Origin of the sequence: Flexithrix dorotheae DSM 6795 (assembly GCF_000379765.1) — a bacterium.
In the GTDB taxonomy this organism is placed as follows: Bacteria; Bacteroidota; Bacteroidia; order Cytophagales; family Flammeovirgaceae; genus Flexithrix; species Flexithrix dorotheae.
The window spans coordinates 226,286-251,784 of the sequence record NZ_KB903435.1 but is presented as its reverse complement, the minus strand read 5'-3'; the positions used below and the strand labels follow the sequence as shown (position 1 = coordinate 251,784).

Below are 25,499 nucleotides of genomic sequence, written 5' to 3'. Positions count from 1 at the left end.
TTTCTTGTAAATAACTACTCATCCGAAATCCTTGAGGACTGCTTGCAAGGCAATGATTTTTATTCACTATCAACTTGCCAAAACTTGACTTTATTTTTTTTTCTTGTTCTTTTTATAGGACTCATCCCCAAGACTATTTTGTAATACTTCCCGACCCAATTTTGCCCATACCTCAACAAACGACTTCTCATATTCATACCCACTAGTTTGGCCTTGTTGAGAGGCTTGCCATAATTTAATTTCTGCCTGTATCTTAGCGGTTAATTCTTCAGTGGTCATCAGATATCTGGTTTTGGTTTTAGTACTTTTTCAAGATAATCCTTTTTATGCAATTTTTCAATAAATCTTTAAGGCTGGGAAGTTTGACGTGCACCCCATGGAAAGAGGTATGTTTACATTTTTAATATTTGGTTTATTTGTTAGAAGGCTATATTTTCCTTATATACTTAACATAACGAAAGTTATGATTAATTATGTATCATCCTGACATAGCCTTACACAAAATTGTAAGTATATGAAAATCAAGGAACAAGAAAAAAGACAAAAACGAGGTTCAGTCAAGAGATTTACTTTACCAGAACGGTTAAAAATTATTGAACTTTATTATACAGGTTATTTTACTGTAAGGGTACTTTGCAAAAAATATAAAATTTCGGTAGACTTGTTTAGGAAATGGTTGCGGGAGTATGAATCAAGGAGATTATCGAGCCTTCAAGATAAAAATCAGGCAATGGCCACACCTCAATACAAGGATAAAGATGAAGAAATAGCGGCCTTAAAAAAGGAGTTAAAGGCTAAGGAAGAGGCGCTTCGTTTTGCAGCACTCAAACAGGAAGCCCTTGAGTTAATTATCAATATTGCAGAAGAGAAATTTAACATTAAAATAAAAAAAAAGTCTGGAAAATAGCTGTTGATCAGTACAGGTTGTCCCATCCCTTATTGAGCTTAAAATTGATCTGCAAGCTTTTTGACAAGCATCGTCAGAGTTATTATGATGCTGATAAGCAGGAAAAAAAGATGGATGATCTTGGGGAAAGGATTGCAGAAAAAGTAAAAGAGATTCGGAAGGATTTACCCGGTATTGGTACTTTAAAACTCTACTTTTTGCTGAAAGATTGGCTTGTCAGTGAAAAAATAAAAATAGGCAGAGACAAATTTCATGAGGTCCTGAGAAGCTATGGTCTGCTGATTAAGTTAGTTAAGGGTGTCAGGACGACCAACTCTGATCATGCATATCGGAAGTATGCTGATTTGAGGAAAGATATGCAGGTTGAAAAACCAGATAAATTATGGGTGTCCGATATTACATATTTGCCGGTAGGAAGTGATTTTGCTTATTTAAGCTTGGTTACCGATGCTTATTCAAGAAAAATATTAGGCTGGTCAGTAGAAGAAGATTTGAAAAGTATAGGTCCAGTAAAAGCCCTTAAACAAGCCTTGCAACAAAGGAAAAACAAACAGGATAAGCTGGATCTGATTCATCATTCAGACAGAGGCCACCATGGAATGGCGTTCAATATTGTTCAGGTAATTATATTGATATCTTAAAGGCCAATAAAATAACAGTCAGTATGACCCAGGGTGGTGATCCAAGAGATAATGGCATTGCAGAGCGGGTACATCGAACATTGAAAACAGAATTCCGGTATGGACAAAGAAAAGGTTATGTTTCCTTTAAAGAGGTCAAAGAAATCATCAATAGAAATATTGAAAAATATAATAATATTCGACCTCATGCCAGTATAGATTACCTCACCCCTACCCAGGCTTATTGCCTGGAGGGCCCACTCAAAAAAAAATGGAAAAACGTAGACTGGAAAAAAAGAAAGAAACGAAAAAAGAAAACTATCATCTTAGAAGATTTATATCAATATTAAAATAATACAAATTATTTATTCATTTAAAACTGTAGAAATCTGTAAGGTATTTTCAGGACTATTCATTATGACTTGTGGCAAAATAGGGGTACAGCGGATAAACCAAGAGCAATATGGCAAGTAAATTATTTATCCCAGGAAAGTCAAAAATTAGCCCAATGAGTTTAGCATCAGCAGTAGTATCTTATCGATTAGGTCTCATTAATGCTGATGAATTAATGAGCCGTTATAAAATTTCCCTGAATGAATTGCGACAATTAAATAGAAAAACTTATTTTCAATTGAAAAAATCGAAGCAAAAAAGTGATAAAGCTAAAATCAAAGAACTGGAAGGAGAATTGAAATCGCTACAAGGCTTATTAGAAGATGCCGAACTGGAGTCGCAAGTTTGGAAAAAGATGGTAGACATAGCAGAACGTGAGTTAGGGGTTGTAGCCTTCCCTATTTTAGGACATAGTTTAGAGCGACTTTTTTAATATTTTGACCCTCTCCCTTAAACTGGACACGTCATAATTAGAGAATCCGGACTTTTCTTACTAATTTCAAGGTACTCATTGGGAGGAATTCCTCCCAATGCACTATGAGGTCTAAAGTTATTATAATCTTCTCGCCAATCCTGTAGTTTTTCTTGGGCATCCTCCATGGAAAGAAACCAATTTACATTAAGACACTCATCTCGAAGTGAACCATTAAAACTCTCTATAAATGCATTATCAGTCGGTTTTCCGGGTCTAGAGAACTCTAACTCAATTTTATTTGAATAAGTCCATTTATCCAAGGCCTTGCTGATAAATTCACTTCCATTGTCTACTTTTATTCGTTTGGGAAAACATCTTTCTTCCAAGGTTATCCTTTCCATAATTGTCACTACGTCTTCCCCTTTGATTGACTTTCCAGCATCTACGGCCATACATTTGCGACTATAATTATTCACCGGGCCACGTTGGCTATAGTTAATATCCTAAATCTACTGCCATTAAAAAGCTGATCAGCTACAAAATCCATACTCCAACACTCATGTAAACTAGAGGCATTACCATTAGAAGGTTGTCGCCTCCTAGCTGATCTTATTCTCTTTGGATGTTTGTTCCTCAAGTTTAGGCCTTCCTCACAATACACCCGATAAATCCTCTTTTTATTATCTGACCAGCCTTCTCTTCGTAACAATATACTTAGTCGGTCAATACCATACCGTACCCTAACGGCTGCTAATTCCTTTAGTCGTATCCTCATCGCTGTATCCTGCCTACCAATTCGCTGATAGTAAAACACACTCCTGTGTAACAAGACTAGCTTACAACATTTTTGGATGGAAATACCATATTCCAAATGTATGCTGTGAACTAATTTTTCTTTCTGAACAGCCTTTAAAACTTTTTTTTTAGGACATCCTGCAAGATTTGTTTGTCCAAACTTAAATCAGCTACTAACTTCTTCAATTGAGCATTCTCCTCCTCTAACTGTTTTAATCGTCTAAGCTCACTAACTCCCAGACCTCCATATTTTTTTTTCCAGACATAAAAGGTTGCTTCACTGATACCCATCTTCCTGCAGACCTCCGAAACCCTCACTCCAGTTTCCGACTGTTTGAGCGCAAAAATAATTTGACTCTCGGTGAATTTTGACCGTTTCATAAGCAAATATTTGTGTTTTCAAGTTAACAATTATATGCCCGAAACTCTAATTTAATCCTGTCCGATTTATTGGGAAAAGGTCAAGGGAAAAGGTCAGAGTGAGCATAAAAAAAAATTCTGGTATAAGACGTCAGTTGAAATAATTCTGGAACATCCCTTATCAGGTGTTGGCAGAGTTTGTAAAATCTTAGGCAGGCAACGACAAGCTTATTACAAGGCAGAAAAACGAAGGGAAAAGAGTGCCATAAAAGAAGAACTGGTGTTGGAGGAAATTCAGAAAATCAGGCAATTACAGCCTCGTATAGGTTGTGTGAAACTACATCATCAGTTGCAAGTTTTTTTACAAGCACATAAGATCAAACTAGGTGAGAAGAAGCTGAGAGGGTTATTATAGAAAGTATGGTTTAAGCAAACCTTACAGGAGAAAAATTGTTAAAACCACCTATTCAGGTCATGGGTATCGGATTTATAAAAATTTAGTAAAAGATGTTAAGGTAACACAAGCAGGGCAAGTTTGGGTAAGTGATATAACTTATATAAGAAGTAACCAAGGATTTATGTATTTGAGTCTGATTACTGATGTCCTCCAGACCGGGCCTCTTCAAGAAAAATAGTTGGTTGGTCCTTAAGGAATGATTTAGGGCTTGAAGGGCCACTAGATGCCTTGAAAATGGCTTTAGGTAAGAGAAAATATTTAGAAAGAGAGCTCATTCATCATTCAGATCGTGGCCTACAGTATTGTAGCAGAGCGCATGAACAATACGATTAAAAATGAATTATTAGAAGGTCGAGGGATTAGAGATTCAGCAAAAGGAAAGCAGCAGCTGGCACAAATAATTTGGGTATATAATACATGTCGATTACACTGGGGTTTAGATTTTAAAACTCCAGCACAAGTTCACCAGAAGGATTTAAAAGTGAAGAAACGCTGGAAGAAAGTAGACTGGAGTAAAAGGAATAAAAGAAAAAAAATAGTTGACTTAAAAAAAATGCAATATTACCGATATTGAAAAAGTACCAAATTCATCAAAATAATATTTTTTTATTAAACCTAATTCATCTGTAAACTTTTTTTGCCATAAGACATTATGTATTCCCCTTCACAGACTAGCTAAGGGGTCTGGGAATACGAAACTATAGTCGGTTGCAGAAAGGATTTTTTGATTGGAAATAATTTTGAATTTTTGGTCTGGATCAGGAATAAAATCTGGGGGATTGAATTGGCCTAAAATTGCGGCCTTTGTGTAAAATTCAGCTTTTGAAGGATGAAGAGTGCTACAGCCATTAAAAACCTCTCCCCAAATATTTTTTTCTAAAAGGGTTTTAATTAATCCTATACAATCCTGAAGATATATAAGGTTGACTACCGCCTCTGGATGGACTTTTATTTCTCGTCCCGCTAAAAACCTGCCCGGATTTCTATCAGGTCCTATCAATCCCGCAAACCTTAAGACTGTGGTTTGGAAATGCTTATTGGATTGGAATATTTTTTCCACCTCCAACAATACTTTCCCCGAAGCTTTTTCCGGAGGTAATACACAATTTTCATCTACTAAAGTATTAGTATCAGGATAAACTGAAGTAGAACTAATGAACAATACATTTTTTATAGTGGAGGCGGCAATATGCGGGATAAGCTGCTGAATTTGATGGACATACGCGCCTGGAGACTTTCTTTTTGGAGGAATATTAATAATAAGTATTTCGCTTTCCAAAAATTGTTTAATTTCCCCTTCCACTTCATCCTCACTTATGGAGATTAAAAAGGGAGAAATTCCACTGGCTTTAAGGGAATTTAATTTTTCGGCAGAAGTGGAGGATCCCTTTACAGAATAATCCAGGGAAACAAGTTTTTTGGCTAATGGTAAGCCCAGCCAGCCACAGCCCAATATACTTACTGATTTACTCATAAAATTCCGCTTTATTTATTGAAAATTAGGTTTTTATTTTCGGAAATTTGTTATCTATCGGGTTTAGGCACCAGTGTTAATTTTTTTAAGATTCAAATTGAATTTTGTGCAACACTTCTGTTTAAAATCCAATTAATTTCTGTTAGCGACACACAAAACAATTGAATGCCCAATATCCTGGCCTAACCATGGTAAACATTGCAAATGTAATTCTTCAGATTGAAAAAGAATTAATATCTACATTTTCAGCAATTGATGAATGGTTTGAAAAACCAGAGGAATTGCTCCGGTATGCTCCCAAAAGCGCAGGATGGACTGTTTTTGAAATTCTTGATCATATTTATCTGGCTAACCACTATTATCTTAATTTGATCGAAAAAGGAAAAGAGAGGGCATTGAAAAATCAACTTCATATCAATTGGAAGGAAGAATTGTTGGATTATGAATTTGATAAACCCGGGATGGATGGAATTGGGATTTGGGGTTCATTTCCTTGGGAAACCCCCGGTTATCTAAAGCCTTCAATAGGGAATGATTTAGTGAAAATCAAGGGGGGTATCGGGAATCAACTACAGCATTGTTTTCAGATTTTAAAAGCACTTCCAAATGGTGAGGGATTGGCTTGTAAGACCCTAATTAATGTGAATAATCTGGGAATCGTAGATGTTTACCAATATCTGTGGTTTTTAATAAAGCATGCCCAAAGGCATCTATACCAAATGAAAAATAATGAAAACGAAGCTTTCCAATTCCAAACTCAGAAAAGTATTTGACTATTATTTCAGTTGAACAAAAATTGAAGTGGCTGGTAATTCAAAAAAAATTCCCAACCACTTCTGTTTGAAAGATTATTGAGCTTGTGGTGGAGGTGTAATCATAATATGTGCTTTGTGGGTTCCGGGATCCATAATCCATGGCCCTCCTGGTACAATTGGTTTAGTTGGTAGTCCGGTAGACTCTGGTGTAGCAAATGGAATATATACCACATAGCGGTAATTTGCCCCTGAAACGGTTCCGGTTGTATGATCATATTGGGCTTCGGAACCCGAAAGAACATGCAAGGTTGTGGGCTGATCAGGCATTTTTAGCGTGCCTGCTTTAGCTTCATTTTCCCTAATTTCAAAAACTTCAGAACCATTTTTTCCTTCTGCTTTTAAAGCTCTGCCTCTGGCCATAAATGGTTCAAGGTCTTTATGATAGCAAACCACCTGGAATCCACCTTTATCCGGATCATCTGTAATACAAATCATTTCATTGGTTCCTTCCCTCAAGGTAATTAGGTTGCCTTCCCCATCGTAGCCAAGTACTGTTGCACCAGCTCTCGTTTCTTCAGGAGCGGCAAGTACAGCCATGCCAATTTGCTCATCTTTATTGGTGATTTCCTGTGCGCAACTCAAAAGTGCAGCGCAGGCAAAAAATAGAAAAAATAGGAGTTTTTGTTGCATTAGCGTTTATAAAAGTTTGATGATTATTGTATAAAGTCACAATAAAACGAAAAATTATATTAAAGGCAATTTTAAAAAGGTATTTCCAACTTGCTATAATTTTTTTCTCTTAAAAAACATGCTTCAGAGACCACTGGTGAGCTATTTTAAATAAAAGGCCACTTTTTTTTATTTTGTTTTAAGGGTTCCATACTTCCAATCTGACTTATAATAAATCGACCGGGAAAATAGAAGTAAAGAAATGACATAGCAGCTATGATAATTTATTTTAATCACTAAATAAGAAGAATCAAAAGATGAAAAAGTTAATAGTTACATTATTTTTTGTGGGAATCGGGCTGATTGGTTTTGCACAGGAAAAAGACAATAAAGGTGACATCGAGACGCTTTTTGGCGGCCAAAGATTGAAAGTTACAGGTGGATTTGGTGGAGTTGACTGGAAGGCTACAAGGCTAAATGGAAGAACTACCTGGATGGTAGGGGGAAAGGCTGCCCTTACCTTCAATGAAAAAGTAAATATAGGTTTGGCCGGATACGGTTTGAATAAAAAATCGCCATTTCAAGGGACTGATCCGGCTCAGGAATTATGGATGAGTTTTAATTATGCCGGATTGTATGCTGAATATATCATGAATCCGAATAAATTATTCCATATCTCTTTTCCTTTAATTATTGGAAGCAGCCATGTAAATGTAAGAGATCAATTGGAAAATTATCCGCCAAACCATCCTGATAATGATTTTGATCCACATGTGATTGAGGATTCGAATGGATTTGTCATTGAACCAGGCGTGAATGTAGAGCTTAATGTTTTAAAGTTTATGAAAGTTGGGGCAAGTGGTGGTTATAGGTTTGTGGGAAATCACGATTTGAAGAATGTTTCCAATGGAGACCTCAATAACTGGTCTTTTAGTGTTGGAGTGAAGTTTGGGTGGTTTTAAATAAATAGTAGAAAAAAGCTTTAAATAATTTTTGGAAAATAGGGAGTCTAAATATTTTAGAACTCCCTATTTTTTTTATTCTTCCATTAGAAGTCCATCAGGGAAACTTTCCTGCTACAGCGTAGTACATTGTTTTTTATGGATTTTTCCTCAGGAACAACATTTTTAGCTCAAACCAAAATTTTGAATAGGATTTACAAAAACCATTTAATCCTTACGATTAATAAATTTCATTATAGCATATATTATCTTTGCAGCCATTTTAAATTAATCAACTCAAAGTTATTGTTTAAGACATAATGAAGACCTATTTCAGAGTATTATCATATGCGAAACCACTTCTTCCATTTGCTGTTCCATTTTTTACATGCTCTATTTTAAGTATTTTATTCGGGTTGGCAAACTTTGCGATGATGAAACCCTTACTGGATGTTTTGTTTGATATTATCAAGCCTGAGGAATTGGCAAAATATAAGCAAACCCCTGTTTTAAGCACTAACCTGGAAAGCATAGAGCATTATTTTTATTATCATATTATAGGTATAATTGAGGATTATGGAAAGTTTGCAGGTCTGGTTTTTTTATGCATTACAATAGTAACATCTGCAATTTTTGGAAATCTTTTCAAATATATTTCCCTTAGATTGTCTGAAGCCTTAAAAGCCAAAACAGTTAAGAAGCTGAGAATGGCCATTTTTAACAAGCTGGTTGATTTACATGTAGGTTATTTTACAGATAAAATGAAGGGGGATATTGTTTCCCGATCTACCAACGATGTGCACCAGGTAGAATTCTCGGTAACAAATTCACTTACAGTTTTTCTTCGAGATCCGGTTCAGACAATTGTTTATTTTAGTATCCTATTTTACATGTCATTTGAACTTACCATATTCACTTTAATTACCATCCCGGTATTGGGAGGTTTTATTGGGTTTATCTCCAAAAAACTGAAAAAAGATTCAATGGATGTTCAGAATTCACTTGGAAGACTTCTTGGTATTATTGATGAAACTATTGTTGGGCTGAAAATTGTAAATTCCTTCGGTGCTTCCGGGTATGTAAAGGAAAAATTTCTGAATGAAAATGACTTCTATGAAAGACGATACAAATCCCTTTCTTATAAAAGAGAATTGGCTTCTCCATTTTCCGAAGTAATGGGAATTATCATTGTGGCCTCTATTTTACTTTTTGGAGGAAATTTAGTGCTTTCCGACCAATCTACTATGTCTGCCAGTAGTTTTATTTTATATATTTTGTTTTTTGTGCAAATCATTAACCCTGCAAAGGCGATTGTTGGGGCCATTAGTAATATTCAAAGGGGGATAATTTCTGCAGAACGGATTTTGGAAATTATTGATACCAAAAATGAAATTTATGATAAAGAAAATGCACAAGAGATAGTGGATTTCAAAGATCAGATTACTTTCAATGATGTACGGTTTTCCTATGGGGAGAAAGAAGTTTTGAAAGGCATTAATTTTTCACTGAAAAAAGGGCAATCTGTGGCGTTGGTTGGGCAATCTGGTGGGGGCAAATCTACCATAGCAGATTTAATTCCAAGGTTTTATGACATTGATAATGGTTCAATCACAATAGATGGCACTAATATTAAGGATATTTCGATAGATTCTCTTCGTAGTCAGATTGGGATTGTAACTCAGGAGTCTATATTATTTAATGATAGTATAACTAATAATATAGCCTTTGGAGTACAAAATCCGGATATGGAAAGGGTAGTTCAGGCTGCAAAAACAGCTAATGCGCATGAATTCATTACCCAAACAGAAAACGGATATGATACCATTATTGGGGACAGAGGGGTCAAGCTTTCTGGAGGGCAAAGACAAAGAATTAGTATTGCCAGAGCTATTTATAAAAACCCTCCTATTTTAATTCTGGATGAAGCGACCTCAGCCCTGGATACTGAATCCGAAAAACTGGTTCAGGATGCCCTAAACCATTTAATGCAAAACAGAACTTCACTAATTATAGCACACAGGCTAAGTACTATTCAAAATGTAAATGAAATTCTGGTGGTGGAGGCTGGGGAAATTGTAGAGAGGGGTCCTCATACAATTTTGCTGGAAAAAACGAATGGTTTTTACAAGAAACTTACAGAAATGCAGGCTATTTAATGGATATGTCTAATCACTTTCAAAATCAATAGAGTTTTTTTGTAAAAAAAAATCGTATATTTATCGTAATAGATAACTGCCATAAATTAAAAATAGTTTTTACTTAACAACGTCACTCCGCTTAAGGAAAATAAGCAAAGCAGATTAGTAAGAAGCAATTTTTAGAAAAAGTATGGCTAAATGGATACCAGCCAACAGAAAGAACTTAAAGAATTTCAGATGAATATATGCGGTTTAAATAAATGTAGCCAAACTGAGATTTGATTACCACACGATAAAAGGTTTTATTTAAAAAAACCAACTTAGCTATGTTTAGGGCACTATAAGAAATGACAATTAATGGCCAAGTTTCAAAAACAGAATGATAATGTGTGTAGAAAGCCAATATAAATCAATAGAGCACTCCAGGATAATAATGGAGTCATTGAGAAGCTTATTAAGCTAATCAATCATTTAATTACCAAGTGTTTTAAGGTTTTTTTTGTGTTGTCCCCAATTGGGAAAAATCAGGTATTTAGGTTTTAGGTCCCCTATGAAACGTACTTTAAGAAAAAAACAACTGCCCATTTGGATTTAGAATCTTCATTCCACATCCTCCAAATATTTACAAAGATGGAGTTTGGATTTGATTTAATTGCAAATGGTTACAAGGCCAGCGCATTTATTAACCTGAAAGTAGAAAATGATCAAAAATTCTCCCAGAGAATGTCATAAAATAAAGAATTCTACAAGAATATACCATTCAGAAACTTAATAAATATCAAGATTTTGAAATCAAAAAAAGAAATTCATCAAAGGCTAAAGAGGAAGGGGGTAAATATTACTAATGTATGTGAAGTGGGGGTTTATATGCCTGAAACTTCCAATGTAATTGATTTTATTGAAGAAAACATTCCAACCATGTTGGTGGAACCTGACCCAAAAAGTATCCAAAAAATAAAGGAAATATTTGGGGGCTATTCCCATGTAAAGTTATTTCCTTTTGCTATGTACGACTACAATGGGAAATTATCTTTATCACAAGCCAATGCTTCTACATTTGTTTCTGAACTTACTGCCAGTCCGGCTCTGGTAAATGACAAATATAAGGTAGATGAATCGAAGAACTTTGAGGTAAATTGTAAGAAGTTTAATGAATTAGATCATGGAAATATCGATTTAATCAGTATTGATATAGAAGGCTCGGAATGGTATGTTTTAAAATATATGAAGAGCAGACCTAAAGTAATTTCAATTGAAACCCATGGTAAATTTTACCAAAACCCTTTTATCAATGAGATTTCTAACTGGATTGAAACAAACAATTATGAAATTTGGTATAAAGACAACAGTGATACCATTTATATTCAGAAAGGATTATTTGAAATAACCCTTGGAGAAAAATTAGGTCTAAAAATTAAAGAAACTAAAATATCTTTAAGGAAAGCCAAGAAAATATTTAGAAGGTAACATGATTCTAGTTCCTCAAAATAGTATTACAAAGGGGTAAAAACCGGCCATACTGTGAGAACTGATCCATTCACCAAGTAATAGGTAAGTAATTGATGTAAATTAAGAGCGTGTTTAAAATTTAGGTTTTCAAGCGAAAACGTCCAGTTTTGGGTTCTCACGAAAAAAGAAAATTTTTGAATAGCAGCGCTATTTGGAAATTTTATTTTGAAGTGAGGTTTCATAAATGGGTGTTTGCAGCGAAACAGTTAAAATTTAAACATGCTCTAAGAGTTTGGTGGTTTTCAACCTACTTTTTCATCCATTTCTTTACCATAAAATAAAGGGCCAATAGTGGCCACCAAATTGCTGCTCCTGCTGCAAAGCCGATATTGCTGTTGCCCATTAATATCATTTCCAGTTTATCTCCAAAAGGATTATCATTAATGAGATAAGTCCAGGTGGAGGTTGGCCTTTTTAAACCTTCCTTTTCAAGGTTTACACCACTTGCTGTAATTTCTGCTTTACCCAATTTCTCCACAATCTGATTATTGATTTCGACCAGATAGCGCTCAAAAAGACTTGTAGTACTTTTCTGGAATTCCCTGAAAGGGTTTAATCCTCCTATTGCCACCAAATGAATTTCCTGTTTTAGCTGGTCAATTTCTTCCAGATAATCCGCCCAGTATTTATCTATTATGGCTATAGATATTTGTTTTTCAGCCAATTGAAGTGCTTTTTTTCCAACTTTTTGCGCTAGTCGATCAAATGAATAAGGCTCATTCTTTTTGAGTAAACTTTCAAATGTGCCTTCAAGGAATTCATTTCTTTTTTGGTAAATAATCTGTCGTTGCATTTCAATAAAAGCACCGTATTTTAGAAGTGTTTTCTTGATCTCAAAATTTTTTCCTTCAATAATTCTTTGTACTCTGTCTACTTCACGGTTTACAATAGTCAGGTTTACTCCGGAAAGGCAGTCCTGAGCCCATACTTTTTTGGGAACCAATTCATTAATACCAAATTTTTGAAGAAGGTCGTCTTCCAGGCTGACAAAAAACTGAGAAGATCCAGGGTCGCCCTGTCGCCCTGCCCTACCCCTCAACTGATCATCAATTCGTTGACTTTCAAACCTGTTGGTACCAATTACATAAAGTCCGCCAAGTTGAATGATTTTTTCTTTTTCCACTCCTAATTCTCCGCCAAGTTTTATGTCGGTACCTCTTCCTGCCATATTAGTGGAAATAGTAACTGCATTCATCATTCCTGCTTTAGCTATTATTTCAGCTTCTTTTTCATCATTTTTAGCATTTAAAATCTCACAGGAAATTCCCTTTTTTATTAACTCTTTAGCAAAATATTCAGATTCTTCCACAGTTTGTGTACCTACCAAAATTGGCCGGCCTTTAGCATTTACTTTTCTGATTTCTGTAATGATATTTTGCAATTTGATTTCTTTGTTGGAAAAGATTTTATCTTCTGCATCAATCCGGATATTGGGTTTGTGAGGGGGAATTATCGTAACCGGAAGATTATAAAAAGTAAATAATTCCTCAGCCGCTGATTTTGCTGTCCCAGTCATTCCGCAAAGATGAGGATAGGTATTTACAAAACGTTGCAGGGTGGCTTTTCCAAGTATTTTTCCTTCTTGCTGGATACGCAAATTTTCTTTGGCTTCAATAGCAGCTTGCAACCCAAATGGCCATCTTCTTTTATCCATTACTCTGCCCGTAAACTCACCCACCAATTCGATAGCACCATTCCGTATAATGTAATCCACATCTTTACTCAATAAAAAATGGGCATGTAAAGCCAGATTGACTTGGGTTAAAAGTAGTTTATTATTTCCATCGAAAATATCTGCGCAACCAATAGCAGCTTCTATTTTTTTTACTCCGGATTCCGTGAGAAAAATGTTCAACTCATATTCATCTTTTTGGAAATCAGTTTCTGGTTGTAGTTTACCTACTGCATTACTAATATTATAAAAATCTCCTTCTAAAAAATTATCTGCTTCGCCAGCAATTACCAGCGGAATCCTGGATTCATCTATCAAGATGGAATCTACTTCATCGATAAGGGCAAAATACGGGTTTCTTCGAAAATCTTCATCTTTATCGGTGACTAATAAAGATCTTAAATAATCAAACCCAGCCTCTTTGGCAGTCAGATAGGTAATATCCTGGTTATATGCCACTTTTTTTTCTTCAGTAGTCATGCTTTCCTGAATATACCCGACTGAGATACCTAATAGATTATATACAGGCTGCATCCAATTTGCATCTCTTTTGGCCAGATAATCATTGAAAGTAAGCACATGAGCACCTTTCCCAAAGAGTGCACAATAATAGACAGGCATTGTAGCAGTAAGTGTTTTACCTTCCCCGGTTTGCATTTCTGCAATTTGCCTTTTGCTCATAGACAGGGCGGCTATAATCTGTTCATCAAATGGCCGCATACCCAAACTTCTAAAAGCTGCCTCAGAGACTAATGCAAACGCTTTTATCAATGTTTGTGGAGTTTCTCCCAGTAGGTGAAAGGCTTTCCTGAAATTGATGGCAATTTCCCTGAATTCTGCCACTGATTTCTCTTTCAAGGTATTTTCCGCTTCCCTGATGGCTAATAAATCTTTTTCATAAATTTTAAGATTAGTTTGAATAAAATCAGCCTTGAGCCTACTTTTAATGTGAGTGAAAACAGGAAATTTGACCATGAGAAAAGGATAAGTTACCATAATTTGTAATCAACCTTAATGCCTTGGTCAAACTGTAGTCAAAAGGGCTGATTTTCAAATCTTTATGATGACATTTTGACCGAAATCAGTAGTTTCCTTTTTTACAAATTAACCTTCTTTCCTGTGAAAGAGATAGTACCTTTCCAATTAAGAGGCAGGTTCACGAAATTGCAAGCCTGCTTAGAAATACTTTTTAGTTATTTATTGCTTACCTGAAAAACAAAAACCTCAATACCCAATCATATCTCCACTAATGGTGATTCCTCCATGCTTTTTTCCTTCAATATCATAAATCTGATATTCAATTAAGGGCATTTCTTCTGATAGGTCAAACTTAACTAAGCCAAAAGAACATTTTTCATTATAACCAAAAAGTGAATGTGGAATGAGTTCATGAACATGGATATTGGTAAGTCTGGAGCTTGAAAATTCATAAAGTGCATAATCCCCTGTCCTGTTAATTTTATAGGCATCTGACCGGTGCCTGTCAGCTGACAGGATAATCACCCCTTTGATTTTTTCAGTGGTTAAATGATTAAATATTTCCTCTCTTTCGGCTGCATAGCCATCCCAGGTATCGAAAGTACCATCTTTTGCAGGTCCCTTTATACCCGCAGCCATGGGTACGGAGGAAACAATTACTTTAACTTTTGCGGTAGATTTTCCCAAACTTTCCAACAACCATTTTTTCTGCACAGGCCCTAACATTGAGGGTTGGTAATTATCATCATTTCCTCCGGGTGCTTCTCTGTAGTATCTGCAATCCAACATAAAAAATTCAATTTCTCCTATTGAATAATTGTAATAGCATCCGGGATTTTCACCTCCTTGGTAGGCAGGATTATTCCAATTTTCTTTAAAAATTTTCCAGACTGGCTTTTTCCATGCTGGTGCATCAATTTCAGGCCCTCCAAAACAATCGTCTACTCCAAAATCGTGATCATCCCAAATGGTATAAACAGGCACTTTTGAAATTAAATCTCCAAATGGCTGGCTGTTTTGCCTTCTGTAATAGCAGTATTGTTGGGTATTCGGTTGTTCTGGCTTATCTATATAAACATTATCTCCCAAGAGCAGCAAAGCATCTGGATTTTTTTGCTGGATAGTATTCCACATATTTTCCAACTCAGGGTTGTAGGCGGCTCCTCCTCCAAATGCAATACTAATTTCCTGGTCATTTAAAGATTTTGGAAAGGTTTGGAAATGGTGAATCTCATCCATTTTTTTACCATCTATTTCCAGTTGATAATAATATTTTTGATTTGAAGATAGATCTTTTAAAATGGCAATCCCGGTATAATCCTCATTTTTATTTGTATTGAAAGTACCAGAGAAAACCGGGTTTTGCATATTTTCTTTTTGGCTATAAATTACCCGAAACGGAACTTCCTGGAAAGTTCTAATCCATATTTTTGCCTCTGAGGCTGAAAAATCACCTAACATTGGCCCGTGAACTAACTGGGTAATTCCATCTGAAAAGTTCTTTTGAAAAGGCTTACTTTCTACCAACGGTTGCGTATACTTTCTAGGTCCGGCCAAATATCTTTTGATGGGCAAACCATTTTGGATAGCTAAACTAGCTAATTCATTGGCCTTTTTAGTTTTTCCCTTGTTCCACCAGGCCAGACTTAACCCAAACAATATTTCCTGATCATTAGGCAACTTTTCCAACATTTTTTCCATTTCTGAAATGGCTTTATCGGTTTCACCTAAGTCCATCAGTGCAAAGAGTTCCCGGTTTTGTTTTCTGTGCCATTCTTTACTATCATACTCAGGGCGATTTTGTGCTAAAAGTACATTAGTGAAAATAAAAATAAAACAAAGGGAGATGACTGAATTTCGTGCTAATTTCATAGAAGTTGTGTGTAAGAATAAAATGAGAGCCTAAAAATAATGATAAAAAAGTCAACTTTAATTCAAATCTTACAAGGAACTTATTTTGAATAGGCTACCGCACAAAAATTGTTTTGTAAGGTACTGATTGACAACCATTAACAAACCAGCTTCAAAATGAGTATTACTCAAATTTCACTCTCAGGAATATTTTCTTTTCTTTTTACCAGTATTCTTTATGGACAGTCAGTGGATTTAGAAAGGGGTTTAATTGCCAGATACAGCCTCAATGAAACATTAATAGAAGAAGTCCATCAGGAAAATATTACCAATCACGATGCTGAATTATTAGAAGCCATCCGATGTGGTGATGATGCCTATTACTTTGATGGTTATAAAAATTATATTGATTGTGGAACACCTAAAGCATTTGATCAAATTGAGGAAGGACTTACCATATCTACCTGGGTGTATATCATGCCCAAAAATAAACTGGGCCTGAGCCTTATTGCCGGTAGATGGGCTTTTAATAAAGATCAGGATCAGTTCGGGCTATTTATTGGGGGAAAGAATACAGTAGCTTTTTCCGTGGGTGATGGATATACATTAGAAGAGGGAATTTTCGCCAAAAACAGGCTGGAATACAATACCTGGTACCATATAGTAGGCATGTGGAAACCTTCTGGTGATATGGCTATTTTTATCAATGGGAAATTCAATAATACTGGGAAACAAAAAGGATATGGCATTAATACCGAATCCAAAGTTTCATTTAAAATTGGTCGTCAGGTAGAAGGAGCTGACAGGCCGTTTAAGGGATATATCGATGAGGTTCAGGTTTTTAACAGGACATTAAGCAATAAAGAAGTAGAGGCTTTATTCAATCGTGAATTTGAACTTTGTAACCAGTTTACCTTGCAGGGCCAGGTGGTGAATGCAAAAACTGGAGATATCATGACTTCGGATGTAATTATTGAAGATTTGGATACAGGAGAGGAAATAATCACGGTTTCTACAGATAATGAATTTCAGGAATACTTAGTTGGCTTAGCAGTAGGAAAACGGTATGCAATTTATCCCAGAAAAGAGGGTTTTCTGCCTATTTACAGTAATTTTGATGCCACAAATATTGAGCGTGATTTAGTGGTGCATAAAGATCTAAAACTGGTGCCATTTGAGGTTGGAGAAACCGTAAGGCTTAATAATATCTTTTTTGATACCGGAAAAGCAACTTTAAGAGAAACCTCTTTTCATGAATTAAACAAATTGGTGAAATTGTTCAAGCATGCACCAAATCTTAAAATTCAGGTGGCCGGTCATACTGATGATGTGGGTACCGATGCCAGTAATGTGGCTCTATCCGAGGCCAGGGCTAAATCAGTGAAGGATTATTTACTGTCCCACACGATTTCCTCCGATAAGGTGGATTCTAAAGGTTATGGAGAATCTGAACCTGTGGCTTCAAATGAAACTGAAGAGGGTAAACAATTTAATAGAAGAGTAGAATTTGTAATTTTAAGTAAATAATTCCCTAGACAATACTTCTTTTTTCAAGTTGCTCATCCAGGCTTTTTTGATTATTTCCTTGTTTTTCAGGAATGTTACTCATGGCATATTCACTAAGGGCTGTAATGGATAAGCTTGGGTTCACCCCCAGATTACAGGGAATAATTGAGCCATCCAGAATATACATATTTGGATAGCCATGGACAGCAAAGTTTTCGTCCACTACGCCTTCTTCAATGGTTTTGCCCATGGGACAACCTCCTAAAATATGGGCAGTGGTGGCCATATTAAAAATAACTTCTGTGATTGCGTTTACAGGTGTGCCATTTACTTTTTCAGCATATTTGTTCATCACTTCCTGACCAATGGGAATGTAAGAAGGCACTTTCTCCAAACCCTGGTTCACAAAACTTATTCCTCCTCCAAACAGACCCTTTTTCCATTCCAGTTTCATGGAATTGCTTAAAGACTGCATTACCAGGAAAATAACGGTGTTTTTTCCCCAGCTTTTTTTGATTAACATTTTTAGAAACCCGATGGGTCTTTTAAAAATCTCAAGAAACATTTTTAAAGGACGGGGAATGCCTTTTCCAGCTGAGGTTGCGAAAGTGGATAATTTCCCTAAAACACCAGATTCATTATTATATTTAACTACTTCTATATGAGTATTGGGATCAGGATTAAAAACTGAACTTATCGCCAAACCATTGTTTAATTTTCTATCCGCGTTGGTTACCCCGCATAATGATTCAGAGTTCGTCATGATGTTTTCCCCCAGCCTGTTGGAAAGCTTATTCAAAGTTTTGTGAGCGTTTTTCTGGCTTAGTAATAAATTCATGGTTCCTAAAACACCCCCACTAATTACCAGACCTTTTGATCGAAATGATTTTTTCCCTTTTTTGAAAAATGCGGTGCTTGATTTGGTTTCAACGGAATATACTCCATTTTCAAATTTTATCTTCTCTACTTTGGTCTCTGGCAAGATAACAGCGCCAAATTTTTCTGCAAAATACAGGTAATTTTTATCAAGGGTATTTTTGGCATTATGCCGACAACCAACCATACAGGCAGCGCATTCCTGACAGCCCAATCTTTCTGGTCCTAAACCTTTAAAATAGGGGTCCTTTGCCTTTTTAGTATCCCCATAATATACGCCTACATTAACCCCCTCAAATGATGCTTCCTTACCCATATCTCTGGCCACTTCTCTCAAAATCAAATCTTCATCGTTGAACCGGGTGTAAGGAATGGTTCCCAACATAAATTTGGCTTTTTCATAAAAAGGAAGTAGTGTTGACTTCCAGTTTTTGAACTCTCTCCAAACCGGATTATTAAAAAATTCGTCCCCAGGAACCATATGGGTATTTCCGTACACATGGCTTCCTCCTCCCACTCCTACTCCACTAAGGATGAATACTTCTTTAAAAAAGGTAAGCTTTTGAATTCCGAAACACCGGATAATTGGGGCCCAGAAAAATTTACGAAAGTTCCAGTCGGATTTTGGATAATCCTTATTTTGAAATCTTTTTCCCTTTTCAATGATCAGAACTTTGTACCCCTTTTCTGCCAGACGCATTGCTGAAACACTCCCTCCAAATCCTGATCCGACTATGATGTAGTCATATTCTTGTTGTGCTTTCATGACCAGATAGTTGTTTATTGGTGTGGCATACATATCCTGTAAAAACAGGAGTAAGTTATGCATGCATAACAAATTTAAACAATTTATCTGTCTTATCAGCTATAAAGTCAGGGAATAATCACATGACTTTGTCCGACTTTTTGAAAAGATGGATCATGTAGGGATTGAAACGAATAATCATTTCTTTAATGCCGGTACATATCGGATGTTTTCCGGGAAATAATCGGGGGGTGAGCCTAAAAAGACTTCTCTGTGTTTTTCAACCTTGTGTGTCTCAGCCCGAATATCAAATTCATATTCAATTTTCCACCATTCCTTATTGTTGAAGGCTTCTCCATCTAAAATTAATTTGAGAGAGGTAATGGGATCATAATAATTTTCATGTTTGGATAATCGCATAATACACTTAAATAAATTAGTAGAAAGTACAATAAAGTTAATCAGGTATTAGGTGACTAAATTCAATTAAGGACAAACCTTATCAAACAGGATATTATTGTTAATGAAACCTATAAAAGGCAGGTAGCCCTTTAAGGAAATGTTATTTGTAGGATTGAATGGTTAGTTAAAAAAAATTAAAAGCAAAACAAAAAATAATAACCTTTTTTAATTCCTTATCGAAGGTAGAAATTCCATTGATTATTTTATCAAAAACAAAACAAACAATTGTTAATACCCACAATAATTTTTGGTTTTCTTCAAAACGAATTCCCCATTTCATTTATTTTGGGAACAGGTAATTATCCATTTAACTTTGTAAAGCGAAATGGGTAAATAATAAATAGTGACACTCTATCTAATTCAATTATTATAATACACAATGTTATGATTTTACATCCCTGAATTATTTAATAATTCCCCCCCAAAACTGATCTGCCTTTGGCTTTAGATTTTCCTCGTCCTCATTCCATTTCGGCAATGTATTATTGAAAAAAGCATTGTAAAAGAGGTATAATTTCCCATCTTTTATTTTATAAGTTTCGGGATCAATTCCTACTTTTTCCCCATTCAGGCCCATGGCATAGGCACACCATCCACCATATTCCGGTTCATAATCTTCTGGTTGGGCCAAAAACAACTTTTTATTTTCCTCCGAAGAAAACCGGTAAGTTACCCCATTGTATTCATGGCTTAGTGATTTTTTCCCCTTTTTTGGTTCCTCATTTTCGAAATAAGAAACAGGATCGTATCCTTCCAGCGCTACTCCCTTTTCAAGGTTAAAATGACCCGAGCGTTTGGCTTCAGAAGTCTGACCCAAAACATAGAGGCAATTGAATAAAAGGATGAATAAGAACGCAAAGGAATTAAGGAATTTCATGGGCTTAAAAAGTTGGGTAAAATATTTTCCTAAACCCTATTAAGTTGAATAAAATTCCAATTTTTAGTTTAATTCCACTTATATTTTATTCAATTCTTTAAGGATTTTTTTCCCCCTTGATTTAAATCCAGCCGATCCGTAAGGCATCTGGTCTTCAATTATGACTTTTAATTCATTGGCGAGCTCTGGGATACTTTTTGTAATATTGAACAAGACCGTCATGGAAAAAACCTTAATGGCAATGGCCTCCTTATTAGATTGTAAAAATTCGAAACAAATATCAGCAGCTTCTCCAATTAAATCTTCGGGTATATCAATATCTTGTAAAATCCGGACGGTATTCCTTTTTACCGCATCATGAATATTGTTCCTTAAATTGTAAACCAAAGTAGGAAGATAGGGGGTAATTAATTCAGGATACTGGTCTGCACAATGTCCCACCACCCATGAAGCGCGTTGAGTTACCCTCATTTCTCCGTTTAAAAACAAATCTATCAGTTCAGCAAATTTTTCCTGCTCATTTCCAATATAATTGGCCAGAAAAACCACATGTTCCTTGTTGTATTCTCTTAATAATTCTTCCCTTAAATCCATAGAGCAATTTCTAATAGTAAAGAATTATAAATCAAGGGGTGAAAAATTGCGTAGTTGTACTATTTCTTTGGGAAATATAATTGGCGTATTCACCTTTAAATTCAACTCTTTTATCAAGTGTTTCCTCAAAGTTACCATTTACACCCATTATTAATTCACAAGCTTCCCTGACAGCCAATTGTCCACCTTCTGTAGCTGTATAATAATCAAAATGCTTTCTTTTTCTCATATAATCCAAAAACAGCGGGCTACTGTTTCTGCGTATCATAATTCTCAGTCCACAGGCTTGGGCAGCGGAAATATCAAGTACATCATCGAAAAAAAAGGCGATTTCATCAAGTTGTAAACCATGGTTTTTTGCCAGGTCTTCTATGGCCTCAATTTTATGCTTATAGCCCATGTATAGAAAGTTGAAATGCTCCCTATCGGCCAGGGCTTTGGCAACTGAATTGTTAGCTCCGGTGATAATACCCGTAACCGGAAGGGTTTTGCCCAGGGTAAGCCATTTCGAAAACCGCATCAGGTTGGTTCCCATAGAATCCCCTTCTGCATATTGACTTGGAGATTCCGGGCTTTTTATACCATTATTAAAAACTCCGTCCCAATCGAAAACGAATGCCTTTATCTTTTTTACCTTTTCCTCAAAAACAGAAAATGGGCAGAGGAATTCCCCACCCATTTCTGTAAATACTGATTCCAGATGATTCATCTGTTAAATTTTAATTTTAAATAGTTGAACAGTATTTAATTAGTGCCACAACTATTTTATAATGAAATGAATGTACTCAATATAAAATAGTACTGGTACTTAAATCAAATCCTGAATATCAAGGATACCTATTGGTCTTCCACCATCGGTTACCACAATAGTATCTACTTTATGTTCCTTGAAAATTTTAGAAGATTCGAATAACAATTCGTTGGCATCGATAGTAATTGGGGATTTGCCAAATGGTAAAGATCCTAATGTCTTGCCAAGAACAGCCTCTCCTTCACTTTCCAACATTCTTCTTAAGTCACCGTCTGTAAAAACTCCTTTTACGGCATTGTTATCATCCACTATAGTAACAGCTCCAAACTTGGTTCTGGTCATTTCCACTAAAGCATCCATTACCGATTTATTCGCCAGAATAGTTCCTGAATTGTTGCTGATTACTTCTCTTACTTTCACAGTCATCAGTTTGGTATGCTCAAAGAACTGCTGGGTACCGATTTCAGTAAAGTTGTTTTTAGTCAACTGTTGCAATACTCCCCAAGGCACAGTGATCGTATGAACACCTAGTTTCAATCCATTTCTCACATGCTCCGGATATCTTACAGAAGAGAACATGATTTTAGAATTGTAACCATATTTATTCACCGCATTCACACATTGTTCAATCACGCCAAGTGCATCATGTCCCTGATCTTGCAATCTGCCCACCAATGGACAAACGTAATCAGCTCCGGCACTTAGCGCAATGTAGGCCTGCTGAACGGTATAAACCAAATGCAGGTTAACCATCATGCCTTTGTCCTTCAACATTTTACAGGCTCTTGCTCCTTCCAGAGAAATTGGAATTTTGAATACTGTTTTTTTAATATCCAGTCCTAAAGCCAGTAATCTTTCAGCCTCATCTAAGATTTCCTCAGCAGAATGTCCAAGGGCTTCTACCTGAAGTACAGGTACCATTTTGGACAATTTTAAGATCATGCCATCAATATCGGTGATGCCATCCCTGTGCATAAATGTAGGGGTGGTGGTCAGTCCGGCAAGAAAACCTAATTTAAAGCCCTCCTCAATTTCTTTCAGATTGGCTGAATCGAGATATAATTCCATGTTTTATTTGTTTCGGTATTTAACTTCAATATTATGTATTTCAACTAAAGGCTTGATAAACTCCTCCAAATCATAAACACACAATTGACTTGCAGCATCACAAAGTGCATTAGCGGGATCCGGGTGAGTTTCTATAAATAATCCATCGATACCAGCCGCAACACCTGATCGTGCAATTACTGGTAAGAACTCCCTTGCTCCTCCATTAGGATCGGCACTTGGAATTCCGTATTTTCGGATAGAGTGAGTAACGTCAAAAATTACAGGATAACCTGTTTCCTGCATGTGGTAAAAGCTTCTTGGATCTACAATCAAATCATTATATCCAAAAGTATAACCCCTTTCAGTAAGTAGAATTCCCGTATTTCCGGTGGATTCGATTTTCTGAACAGGCTTAATCATATTTTCAGGAGCTAAAAACTGTCCGTGTTTCAGGTTAACCACTTTTCCAGTTTTGGCTGATTCCACCACAAGTGTGGTTTGCATACATAAATAGGCAGGGATCTGGATGATATCTAAAACCTCAGCTGCGGCACTTACCTGCTCCGGGTAATGAATATCAGAAAGTAAGGAAAAACCAAACTCTTTTTTTATTCTATCCAGAATAGCAAGTCCTTCTTCCAGGCCAGGGCCCATATAATAATCAACAGAACTTCTGTTGTCTTTCATAAAAGAAGACTTAAAAATGATGGGAATACCCGTGTTTTCTTCCACTTTTTTAAGGTATTCAGCGGTTTTCATCATAATACTTTCGTCCTCAATTACGCATGGACCGGAAATCAGGAATAAATCATCTCCACCACAATCAATTCCATTTACGTTTACTTTTTTCTTCATTTTTGCTTCCTATAGTTAAACTAAAAGGTAATAAGTTGGCCTGAATATGAACGCCTTAGCTCCTAATTTTCAGGACTTTATACTCAAATTACATTTTAGTGGAAAAACCTTTCCATAAAAATGCGACTGCAAAGAAAAGAACATTATTTGAATTTTCTAAATTCCAGCGACTCAAAGGTGTTTCCTATCCGAAATTTGTGAAGTACAGAAAGTCATTTTTACGGTGGGAATTCTTCCCTTTTCCAAGATGAAATTTTAAGTATACACCAAACAAGTATATTGATGGTAATCTTTAATAAAATAAATAATTTTGGTTAATCAAGAATGAACTTTTTAAATTAGTAGTACATAATAAATAACACCTTAACCAAACTATAAACAACCACAGAAAATGATAGAAACAGCTGAAAATACTGAAGTAAAGGATGAAATTAAACGGATTTTCAATTTACAGCAGGCCAACCGCTTAAAAATAAGCCAAACCACAGCTAAAGAAAGAATTGAGAAGTTAAAAAAATTACATCAGTTAGTCTTAAAAAATCAGGAGAGTATAAAAAAAGCCATTTACCAGGATTTCAGGAAACCAGATTCAGAAGTTGACCTGACAGAAATTTATCCGGTTACATCGGAAATTAAACATGCAGTTAGCCACCTGAAAAAGTGGATGAAACTGAAAAAGGTAAGTACTCCAATGGTGTTTGCAGGAGCAAAAAGTTATATTCAATATGAACCAAAAGGTGTTGTTTTGATCATTGCTCCCTGGAATTTTCCATTCAATTTGGTTTTTGGTCCGCTGGTTTCTGCGATTGCAGCCGGAAATTGTGTGATGATTAAACCTTCAGAAATGACTCCACATGCTTCAGCATTAACGAAAAAGATGATTGAAGAAATTTTTCCGGAAAATGAAGTGGCCATTTTCGAGGGAGATTATAAGGTTTCGGAGGAATTACTAAAACTCCCATTTAATCACATTTTCTTTACAGGCAGTCCTCAGGTTGGGAAAATTGTGATGAAAGCTGCAGCTGAAAACCTGGCCTCTGTTACCCTGGAACTCGGTGGTAAATCTCCTGTAATTATTGATGAAACTGCTGATGTGGAGGAAAGTGCCGAAAAAGTGGCCTGGACTAAGTTGATGAATAATGGCCAGATTTGTATTGCTCCGGATTATGTTTTGGTGCATGAAAGCAAACATGATGGCTTTATTGAAGCATTTAAAAAAGTAGTGGGCAAATTCTATGGAAATTCCCCTGAGGATATAAAAGCTTCTCCCGATTATGCCAGAATTGTAAATCACCGGCACTACCAAAGGGTAAAAGGATTGATTGAAGATGCCAGAAATAAAGGAGCCAAAATAGAGTTAGGGGCAAATTTTGATGATGGTATGGATTTTATATCGCCCACACTGATCAGTAATGTTCCCGAAAATGCCAAGGTGATGGAAGAGGAAATTTTTGGACCGGTTTTACCAGTTTTACCTTACAGCCAGATGCAGGACCCTCTGAATTATGTCAATTCGAGACCAATTCCACTGGCCATGTATATCTTTAGTAAAAAGAAGAAAAATGTGAAAAAAATTCTGAATGAAACCACTGCAGGCGGTACCTGTATTAATGATTGTGGGATTCACTTCTATAACAATAATATTCCTTTTGGAGGCTCAAATAACAGTGGAGTTGGAAAGTCTCATGGATTCTTTGGGTTTGAAGCTTTTTCCAATGCGCGTTCAGTAATGAAGCAACCTTTTAAAAAGAATGCCACACATTTACTTGTGCCACCTTACAATGTGAAATTCAAACAAAAAATGCGGGAGTGGACCATTAAGTATTTGTAGGAAATGGCCAAAAATATC

23 protein-coding genes and 1 pseudogene are annotated in these 25,499 nt (G+C 35.9%); 11 read left to right on the top strand and 13 right to left on the bottom strand.

Features of this window, described 5'->3' with window-relative positions; translation table 11 throughout:
* Positions 1 to 90: 90 nt before the first annotated feature.
* Positions 91 to 279 carry a hypothetical protein gene (locus A3EM_RS42085; RefSeq protein WP_020528229.1) on the bottom strand — a complete coding sequence of 63 codons (189 nt, stop codon included), beginning with the start codon at positions 277 to 279 and terminating at the stop codon, positions 91 to 93.
* A gap of 235 nt (positions 280 to 514) precedes the next feature.
* Here A3EM_RS42085 and A3EM_RS45725 point away from each other — a divergent pair, with 235 nt between their 5' ends.
* From A3EM_RS45725 to A3EM_RS0110810, 4 genes are all read left to right on the top strand, one after another.
* The gene (locus tag A3EM_RS45725) at positions 515 to 907 is read left to right on the top strand and encodes a transposase (protein WP_020528228.1); all 393 of its coding nucleotides are present in this window, start codon (positions 515 to 517) and stop codon (positions 905 to 907) included.
* 44 nt (positions 908 to 951) lie between these two features.
* Positions 952 to 1,548 (top strand): DDE-type integrase/transposase/recombinase, encoded by a 597-nt coding sequence (locus A3EM_RS47325; RefSeq protein ID WP_157637822.1) that lies wholly within the window; start codon positions 952 to 954, stop codon positions 1,546 to 1,548.
* Positions 1,536 to 1,877 carry an integrase core domain-containing protein gene (locus A3EM_RS47320; RefSeq protein WP_085948278.1) on the top strand — a complete coding sequence of 114 codons (342 nt, stop codon included), beginning with the start codon at positions 1,536 to 1,538 and terminating at the stop codon, positions 1,875 to 1,877. The genes A3EM_RS47325 and A3EM_RS47320 overlap by 13 nt, the downstream gene beginning before the upstream one ends.
* A gap of 113 nt (positions 1,878 to 1,990) precedes the next feature.
* On the top strand, positions 1,991 to 2,353 hold the full coding sequence (locus A3EM_RS0110810) for a hypothetical protein (RefSeq protein WP_157637821.1): 363 nt from the start codon (positions 1,991 to 1,993) through the stop codon (positions 2,351 to 2,353).
* 17 nt (positions 2,354 to 2,370) lie between these two features.
* Here the strand turns inward: A3EM_RS0110810 and A3EM_RS47040 are convergent.
* Positions 2,371 to 3,511: pseudogene (locus A3EM_RS47040) on the bottom strand (IS3 family transposase).
* A 752-nt stretch (positions 3,512 to 4,263) separates the two neighbouring features.
* Between A3EM_RS47040 and A3EM_RS0110795 the strand changes: the two are divergent.
* Entirely contained in the window at positions 4,264 to 4,521 is a 258-nt protein-coding gene (locus A3EM_RS0110795) for an integrase core domain-containing protein (RefSeq protein ID WP_020528223.1), read from the top strand.
* A 90-nt stretch (positions 4,522 to 4,611) separates the two neighbouring features.
* Here A3EM_RS0110795 and A3EM_RS0110790 read toward each other — a convergent pair whose 3' ends face one another.
* Positions 4,612 to 5,421, bottom strand: coding sequence for an SDR family oxidoreductase (locus A3EM_RS0110790; protein ID WP_020528222.1), 810 nt, complete (start codon positions 5,419 to 5,421; stop codon positions 4,612 to 4,614).
* A gap of 188 nt (positions 5,422 to 5,609) precedes the next feature.
* Between A3EM_RS0110790 and A3EM_RS0110785 the strand changes: the two genes are divergently transcribed.
* Positions 5,610 to 6,194, top strand: a complete 585-nt coding sequence (locus tag A3EM_RS0110785) for a DinB family protein (RefSeq protein WP_157637819.1) — start codon at positions 5,610 to 5,612, stop codon at positions 6,192 to 6,194.
* Positions 6,195 to 6,269: 75 nt separating this feature from the next.
* Here the strand turns inward: A3EM_RS0110785 and A3EM_RS0110780 are convergent, their stop codons facing one another.
* Positions 6,270 to 6,866 carry a hypothetical protein gene (locus A3EM_RS0110780; protein ID WP_020528220.1) on the bottom strand — a complete coding sequence of 199 codons (597 nt, stop codon included), beginning with the start codon at positions 6,864 to 6,866 and terminating at the stop codon, positions 6,270 to 6,272.
* A 296-nt stretch (positions 6,867 to 7,162) separates the two neighbouring features.
* Between A3EM_RS0110780 and A3EM_RS0110775 the strand changes: the two genes are divergently transcribed.
* From A3EM_RS0110775 to A3EM_RS42060, 3 genes are all read left to right on the top strand, one after another.
* Positions 7,163 to 7,807: a hypothetical protein gene (locus A3EM_RS0110775; protein ID WP_020528219.1), complete on the top strand. Its 645-nt coding sequence runs from the start codon at positions 7,163 to 7,165 to the stop codon at positions 7,805 to 7,807.
* Positions 7,808 to 8,106: 299 nt separating this feature from the next.
* The gene (locus A3EM_RS0110770; protein WP_020528218.1) at positions 8,107 to 9,942 is read left to right on the top strand and encodes an ABC transporter ATP-binding protein; all 1,836 of its coding nucleotides are present in this window, start codon (positions 8,107 to 8,109) and stop codon (positions 9,940 to 9,942) included.
* A gap of 768 nt (positions 9,943 to 10,710) precedes the next feature.
* Positions 10,711 to 11,391, top strand: a complete 681-nt coding sequence (locus A3EM_RS42060; protein WP_020528216.1) for an FkbM family methyltransferase — start codon at positions 10,711 to 10,713, stop codon at positions 11,389 to 11,391.
* A 289-nt stretch (positions 11,392 to 11,680) separates the two neighbouring features.
* Here the strand turns inward: A3EM_RS42060 and secA2 are convergent, their stop codons facing one another.
* Both secA2 and A3EM_RS42055 read right to left on the bottom strand, forming a co-directional pair.
* Entirely contained in the window at positions 11,681 to 14,080 is a 2,400-nt protein-coding gene (gene secA2, locus A3EM_RS0110750; protein ID WP_157637818.1) for an accessory Sec system translocase SecA2, read from the bottom strand.
* Between the two features lie 249 nt (positions 14,081 to 14,329).
* On the bottom strand, positions 14,330 to 15,955 hold the full coding sequence (locus A3EM_RS42055; protein WP_020528213.1) for an alkaline phosphatase D family protein: 1,626 nt from the start codon (positions 15,953 to 15,955) through the stop codon (positions 14,330 to 14,332).
* A gap of 156 nt (positions 15,956 to 16,111) precedes the next feature.
* Here A3EM_RS42055 and A3EM_RS45710 point away from each other — a divergent pair, with 156 nt between their 5' ends.
* A complete protein-coding gene (locus tag A3EM_RS45710) occupies positions 16,112 to 17,461 on the top strand; it encodes a LamG-like jellyroll fold domain-containing protein (RefSeq protein ID WP_020528212.1) in 1,350 nt (449 codons plus the stop codon).
* A 4-nt stretch (positions 17,462 to 17,465) separates the two neighbouring features.
* Here the strand turns inward: A3EM_RS45710 and A3EM_RS42045 are convergent, their stop codons facing one another.
* From A3EM_RS42045 to kdsA, 7 genes are all read right to left on the bottom strand, one after another.
* Positions 17,466 to 19,145 (bottom strand): GMC oxidoreductase, encoded by a 1,680-nt coding sequence (locus A3EM_RS42045; protein ID WP_020528211.1) that lies wholly within the window; start codon positions 19,143 to 19,145, stop codon positions 17,466 to 17,468.
* 114 nt (positions 19,146 to 19,259) lie between these two features.
* The gene (locus A3EM_RS0110730) at positions 19,260 to 19,481 is read right to left on the bottom strand and encodes a hypothetical protein (protein WP_020528210.1); all 222 of its coding nucleotides are present in this window, start codon (positions 19,479 to 19,481) and stop codon (positions 19,260 to 19,262) included.
* A gap of 445 nt (positions 19,482 to 19,926) precedes the next feature.
* Positions 19,927 to 20,400, bottom strand: coding sequence for a YHS domain-containing (seleno)protein (locus tag A3EM_RS0110720; RefSeq protein WP_020528208.1), 474 nt, complete (start codon positions 20,398 to 20,400; stop codon positions 19,927 to 19,929).
* Positions 20,401 to 20,478: 78 nt separating this feature from the next.
* Positions 20,479 to 20,994 carry a hypothetical protein gene (locus tag A3EM_RS0110715; protein ID WP_020528207.1) on the bottom strand — a complete coding sequence of 172 codons (516 nt, stop codon included), beginning with the start codon at positions 20,992 to 20,994 and terminating at the stop codon, positions 20,479 to 20,481.
* A gap of 31 nt (positions 20,995 to 21,025) precedes the next feature.
* Positions 21,026 to 21,703 carry a hypothetical protein gene (locus tag A3EM_RS0110710; protein WP_020528206.1) on the bottom strand — a complete coding sequence of 226 codons (678 nt, stop codon included), beginning with the start codon at positions 21,701 to 21,703 and terminating at the stop codon, positions 21,026 to 21,028.
* A gap of 99 nt (positions 21,704 to 21,802) precedes the next feature.
* Positions 21,803 to 22,813 (bottom strand): transaldolase family protein, encoded by a 1,011-nt coding sequence (locus tag A3EM_RS0110705; protein WP_020528205.1) that lies wholly within the window; start codon positions 22,811 to 22,813, stop codon positions 21,803 to 21,805.
* A 3-nt stretch (positions 22,814 to 22,816) separates the two neighbouring features.
* Positions 22,817 to 23,650 carry a 3-deoxy-8-phosphooctulonate synthase gene (kdsA, locus tag A3EM_RS0110700; protein WP_020528204.1) on the bottom strand — a complete coding sequence of 278 codons (834 nt, stop codon included), beginning with the start codon at positions 23,648 to 23,650 and terminating at the stop codon, positions 22,817 to 22,819.
* A gap of 391 nt (positions 23,651 to 24,041) precedes the next feature.
* Here kdsA and A3EM_RS0110695 point away from each other — a divergent pair, with 391 nt between their 5' ends.
* Entirely contained in the window at positions 24,042 to 25,481 is a 1,440-nt protein-coding gene (locus A3EM_RS0110695; RefSeq protein WP_020528203.1) for an aldehyde dehydrogenase family protein, read from the top strand.
* Positions 25,482 to 25,499: the final 18 nt, after the last annotated feature.

Coding starts and splice junctions, on each gene's coding strand:
- A3EM_RS42085 (WP_020528229.1), bottom strand. CDS start 279: ATGACCACTGAAGAATTAACCGCTAAGATACAGGCAGAAATTAAATTA.
- A3EM_RS45725 (WP_020528228.1), top strand. CDS start 515: ATGAAAATCAAGGAACAAGAAAAAAGACAAAAACGAGGTTCAGTCAAG.
- A3EM_RS0110810 (WP_157637821.1), top strand. CDS start 1,991: ATGGCAAGTAAATTATTTATCCCAGGAAAGTCAAAAATTAGCCCAATG.
- A3EM_RS0110795 (WP_020528223.1), top strand. CDS start 4,264: ATGAACAATACGATTAAAAATGAATTATTAGAAGGTCGAGGGATTAGA.
- A3EM_RS0110790 (WP_020528222.1), bottom strand. CDS start 5,421: ATGAGTAAATCAGTAAGTATATTGGGCTGTGGCTGGCTGGGCTTACCA.
- A3EM_RS0110785 (WP_157637819.1), top strand. CDS start 5,610: ATGGTAAACATTGCAAATGTAATTCTTCAGATTGAAAAAGAATTAATA.
- A3EM_RS0110780 (WP_020528220.1), bottom strand. CDS start 6,866: ATGCAACAAAAACTCCTATTTTTTCTATTTTTTGCCTGCGCTGCACTT.
- A3EM_RS0110775 (WP_020528219.1), top strand. CDS start 7,163: ATGAAAAAGTTAATAGTTACATTATTTTTTGTGGGAATCGGGCTGATT.
- A3EM_RS0110770 (WP_020528218.1), top strand. CDS start 8,107: ATGAAGACCTATTTCAGAGTATTATCATATGCGAAACCACTTCTTCCA.
- secA2 (WP_157637818.1), bottom strand. CDS start 14,080: ATGGTCAAATTTCCTGTTTTCACTCACATTAAAAGTAGGCTCAAGGCT.
- A3EM_RS42055 (WP_020528213.1), bottom strand. CDS start 15,955: ATGAAATTAGCACGAAATTCAGTCATCTCCCTTTGTTTTATTTTTATT.
- A3EM_RS45710 (WP_020528212.1), top strand. CDS start 16,112: ATGAGTATTACTCAAATTTCACTCTCAGGAATATTTTCTTTTCTTTTT.
- A3EM_RS42045 (WP_020528211.1), bottom strand. CDS start 19,145: ATGCATAACTTACTCCTGTTTTTACAGGATATGTATGCCACACCAATA.
- A3EM_RS0110730 (WP_020528210.1), bottom strand. CDS start 19,481: ATGCGATTATCCAAACATGAAAATTATTATGATCCCATTACCTCTCTC.
- A3EM_RS0110720 (WP_020528208.1), bottom strand. CDS start 20,400: ATGAAATTCCTTAATTCCTTTGCGTTCTTATTCATCCTTTTATTCAAT.
- A3EM_RS0110715 (WP_020528207.1), bottom strand. CDS start 20,994: ATGGATTTAAGGGAAGAATTATTAAGAGAATACAACAAGGAACATGTG.
- A3EM_RS0110710 (WP_020528206.1), bottom strand. CDS start 21,703: ATGAATCATCTGGAATCAGTATTTACAGAAATGGGTGGGGAATTCCTC.
- A3EM_RS0110705 (WP_020528205.1), bottom strand. CDS start 22,813: ATGGAATTATATCTCGATTCAGCCAATCTGAAAGAAATTGAGGAGGGC.
- kdsA (WP_020528204.1), bottom strand. CDS start 23,650: ATGAAGAAAAAAGTAAACGTAAATGGAATTGATTGTGGTGGAGATGAT.
- A3EM_RS0110695 (WP_020528203.1), top strand. CDS start 24,042: ATGATAGAAACAGCTGAAAATACTGAAGTAAAGGATGAAATTAAACGG.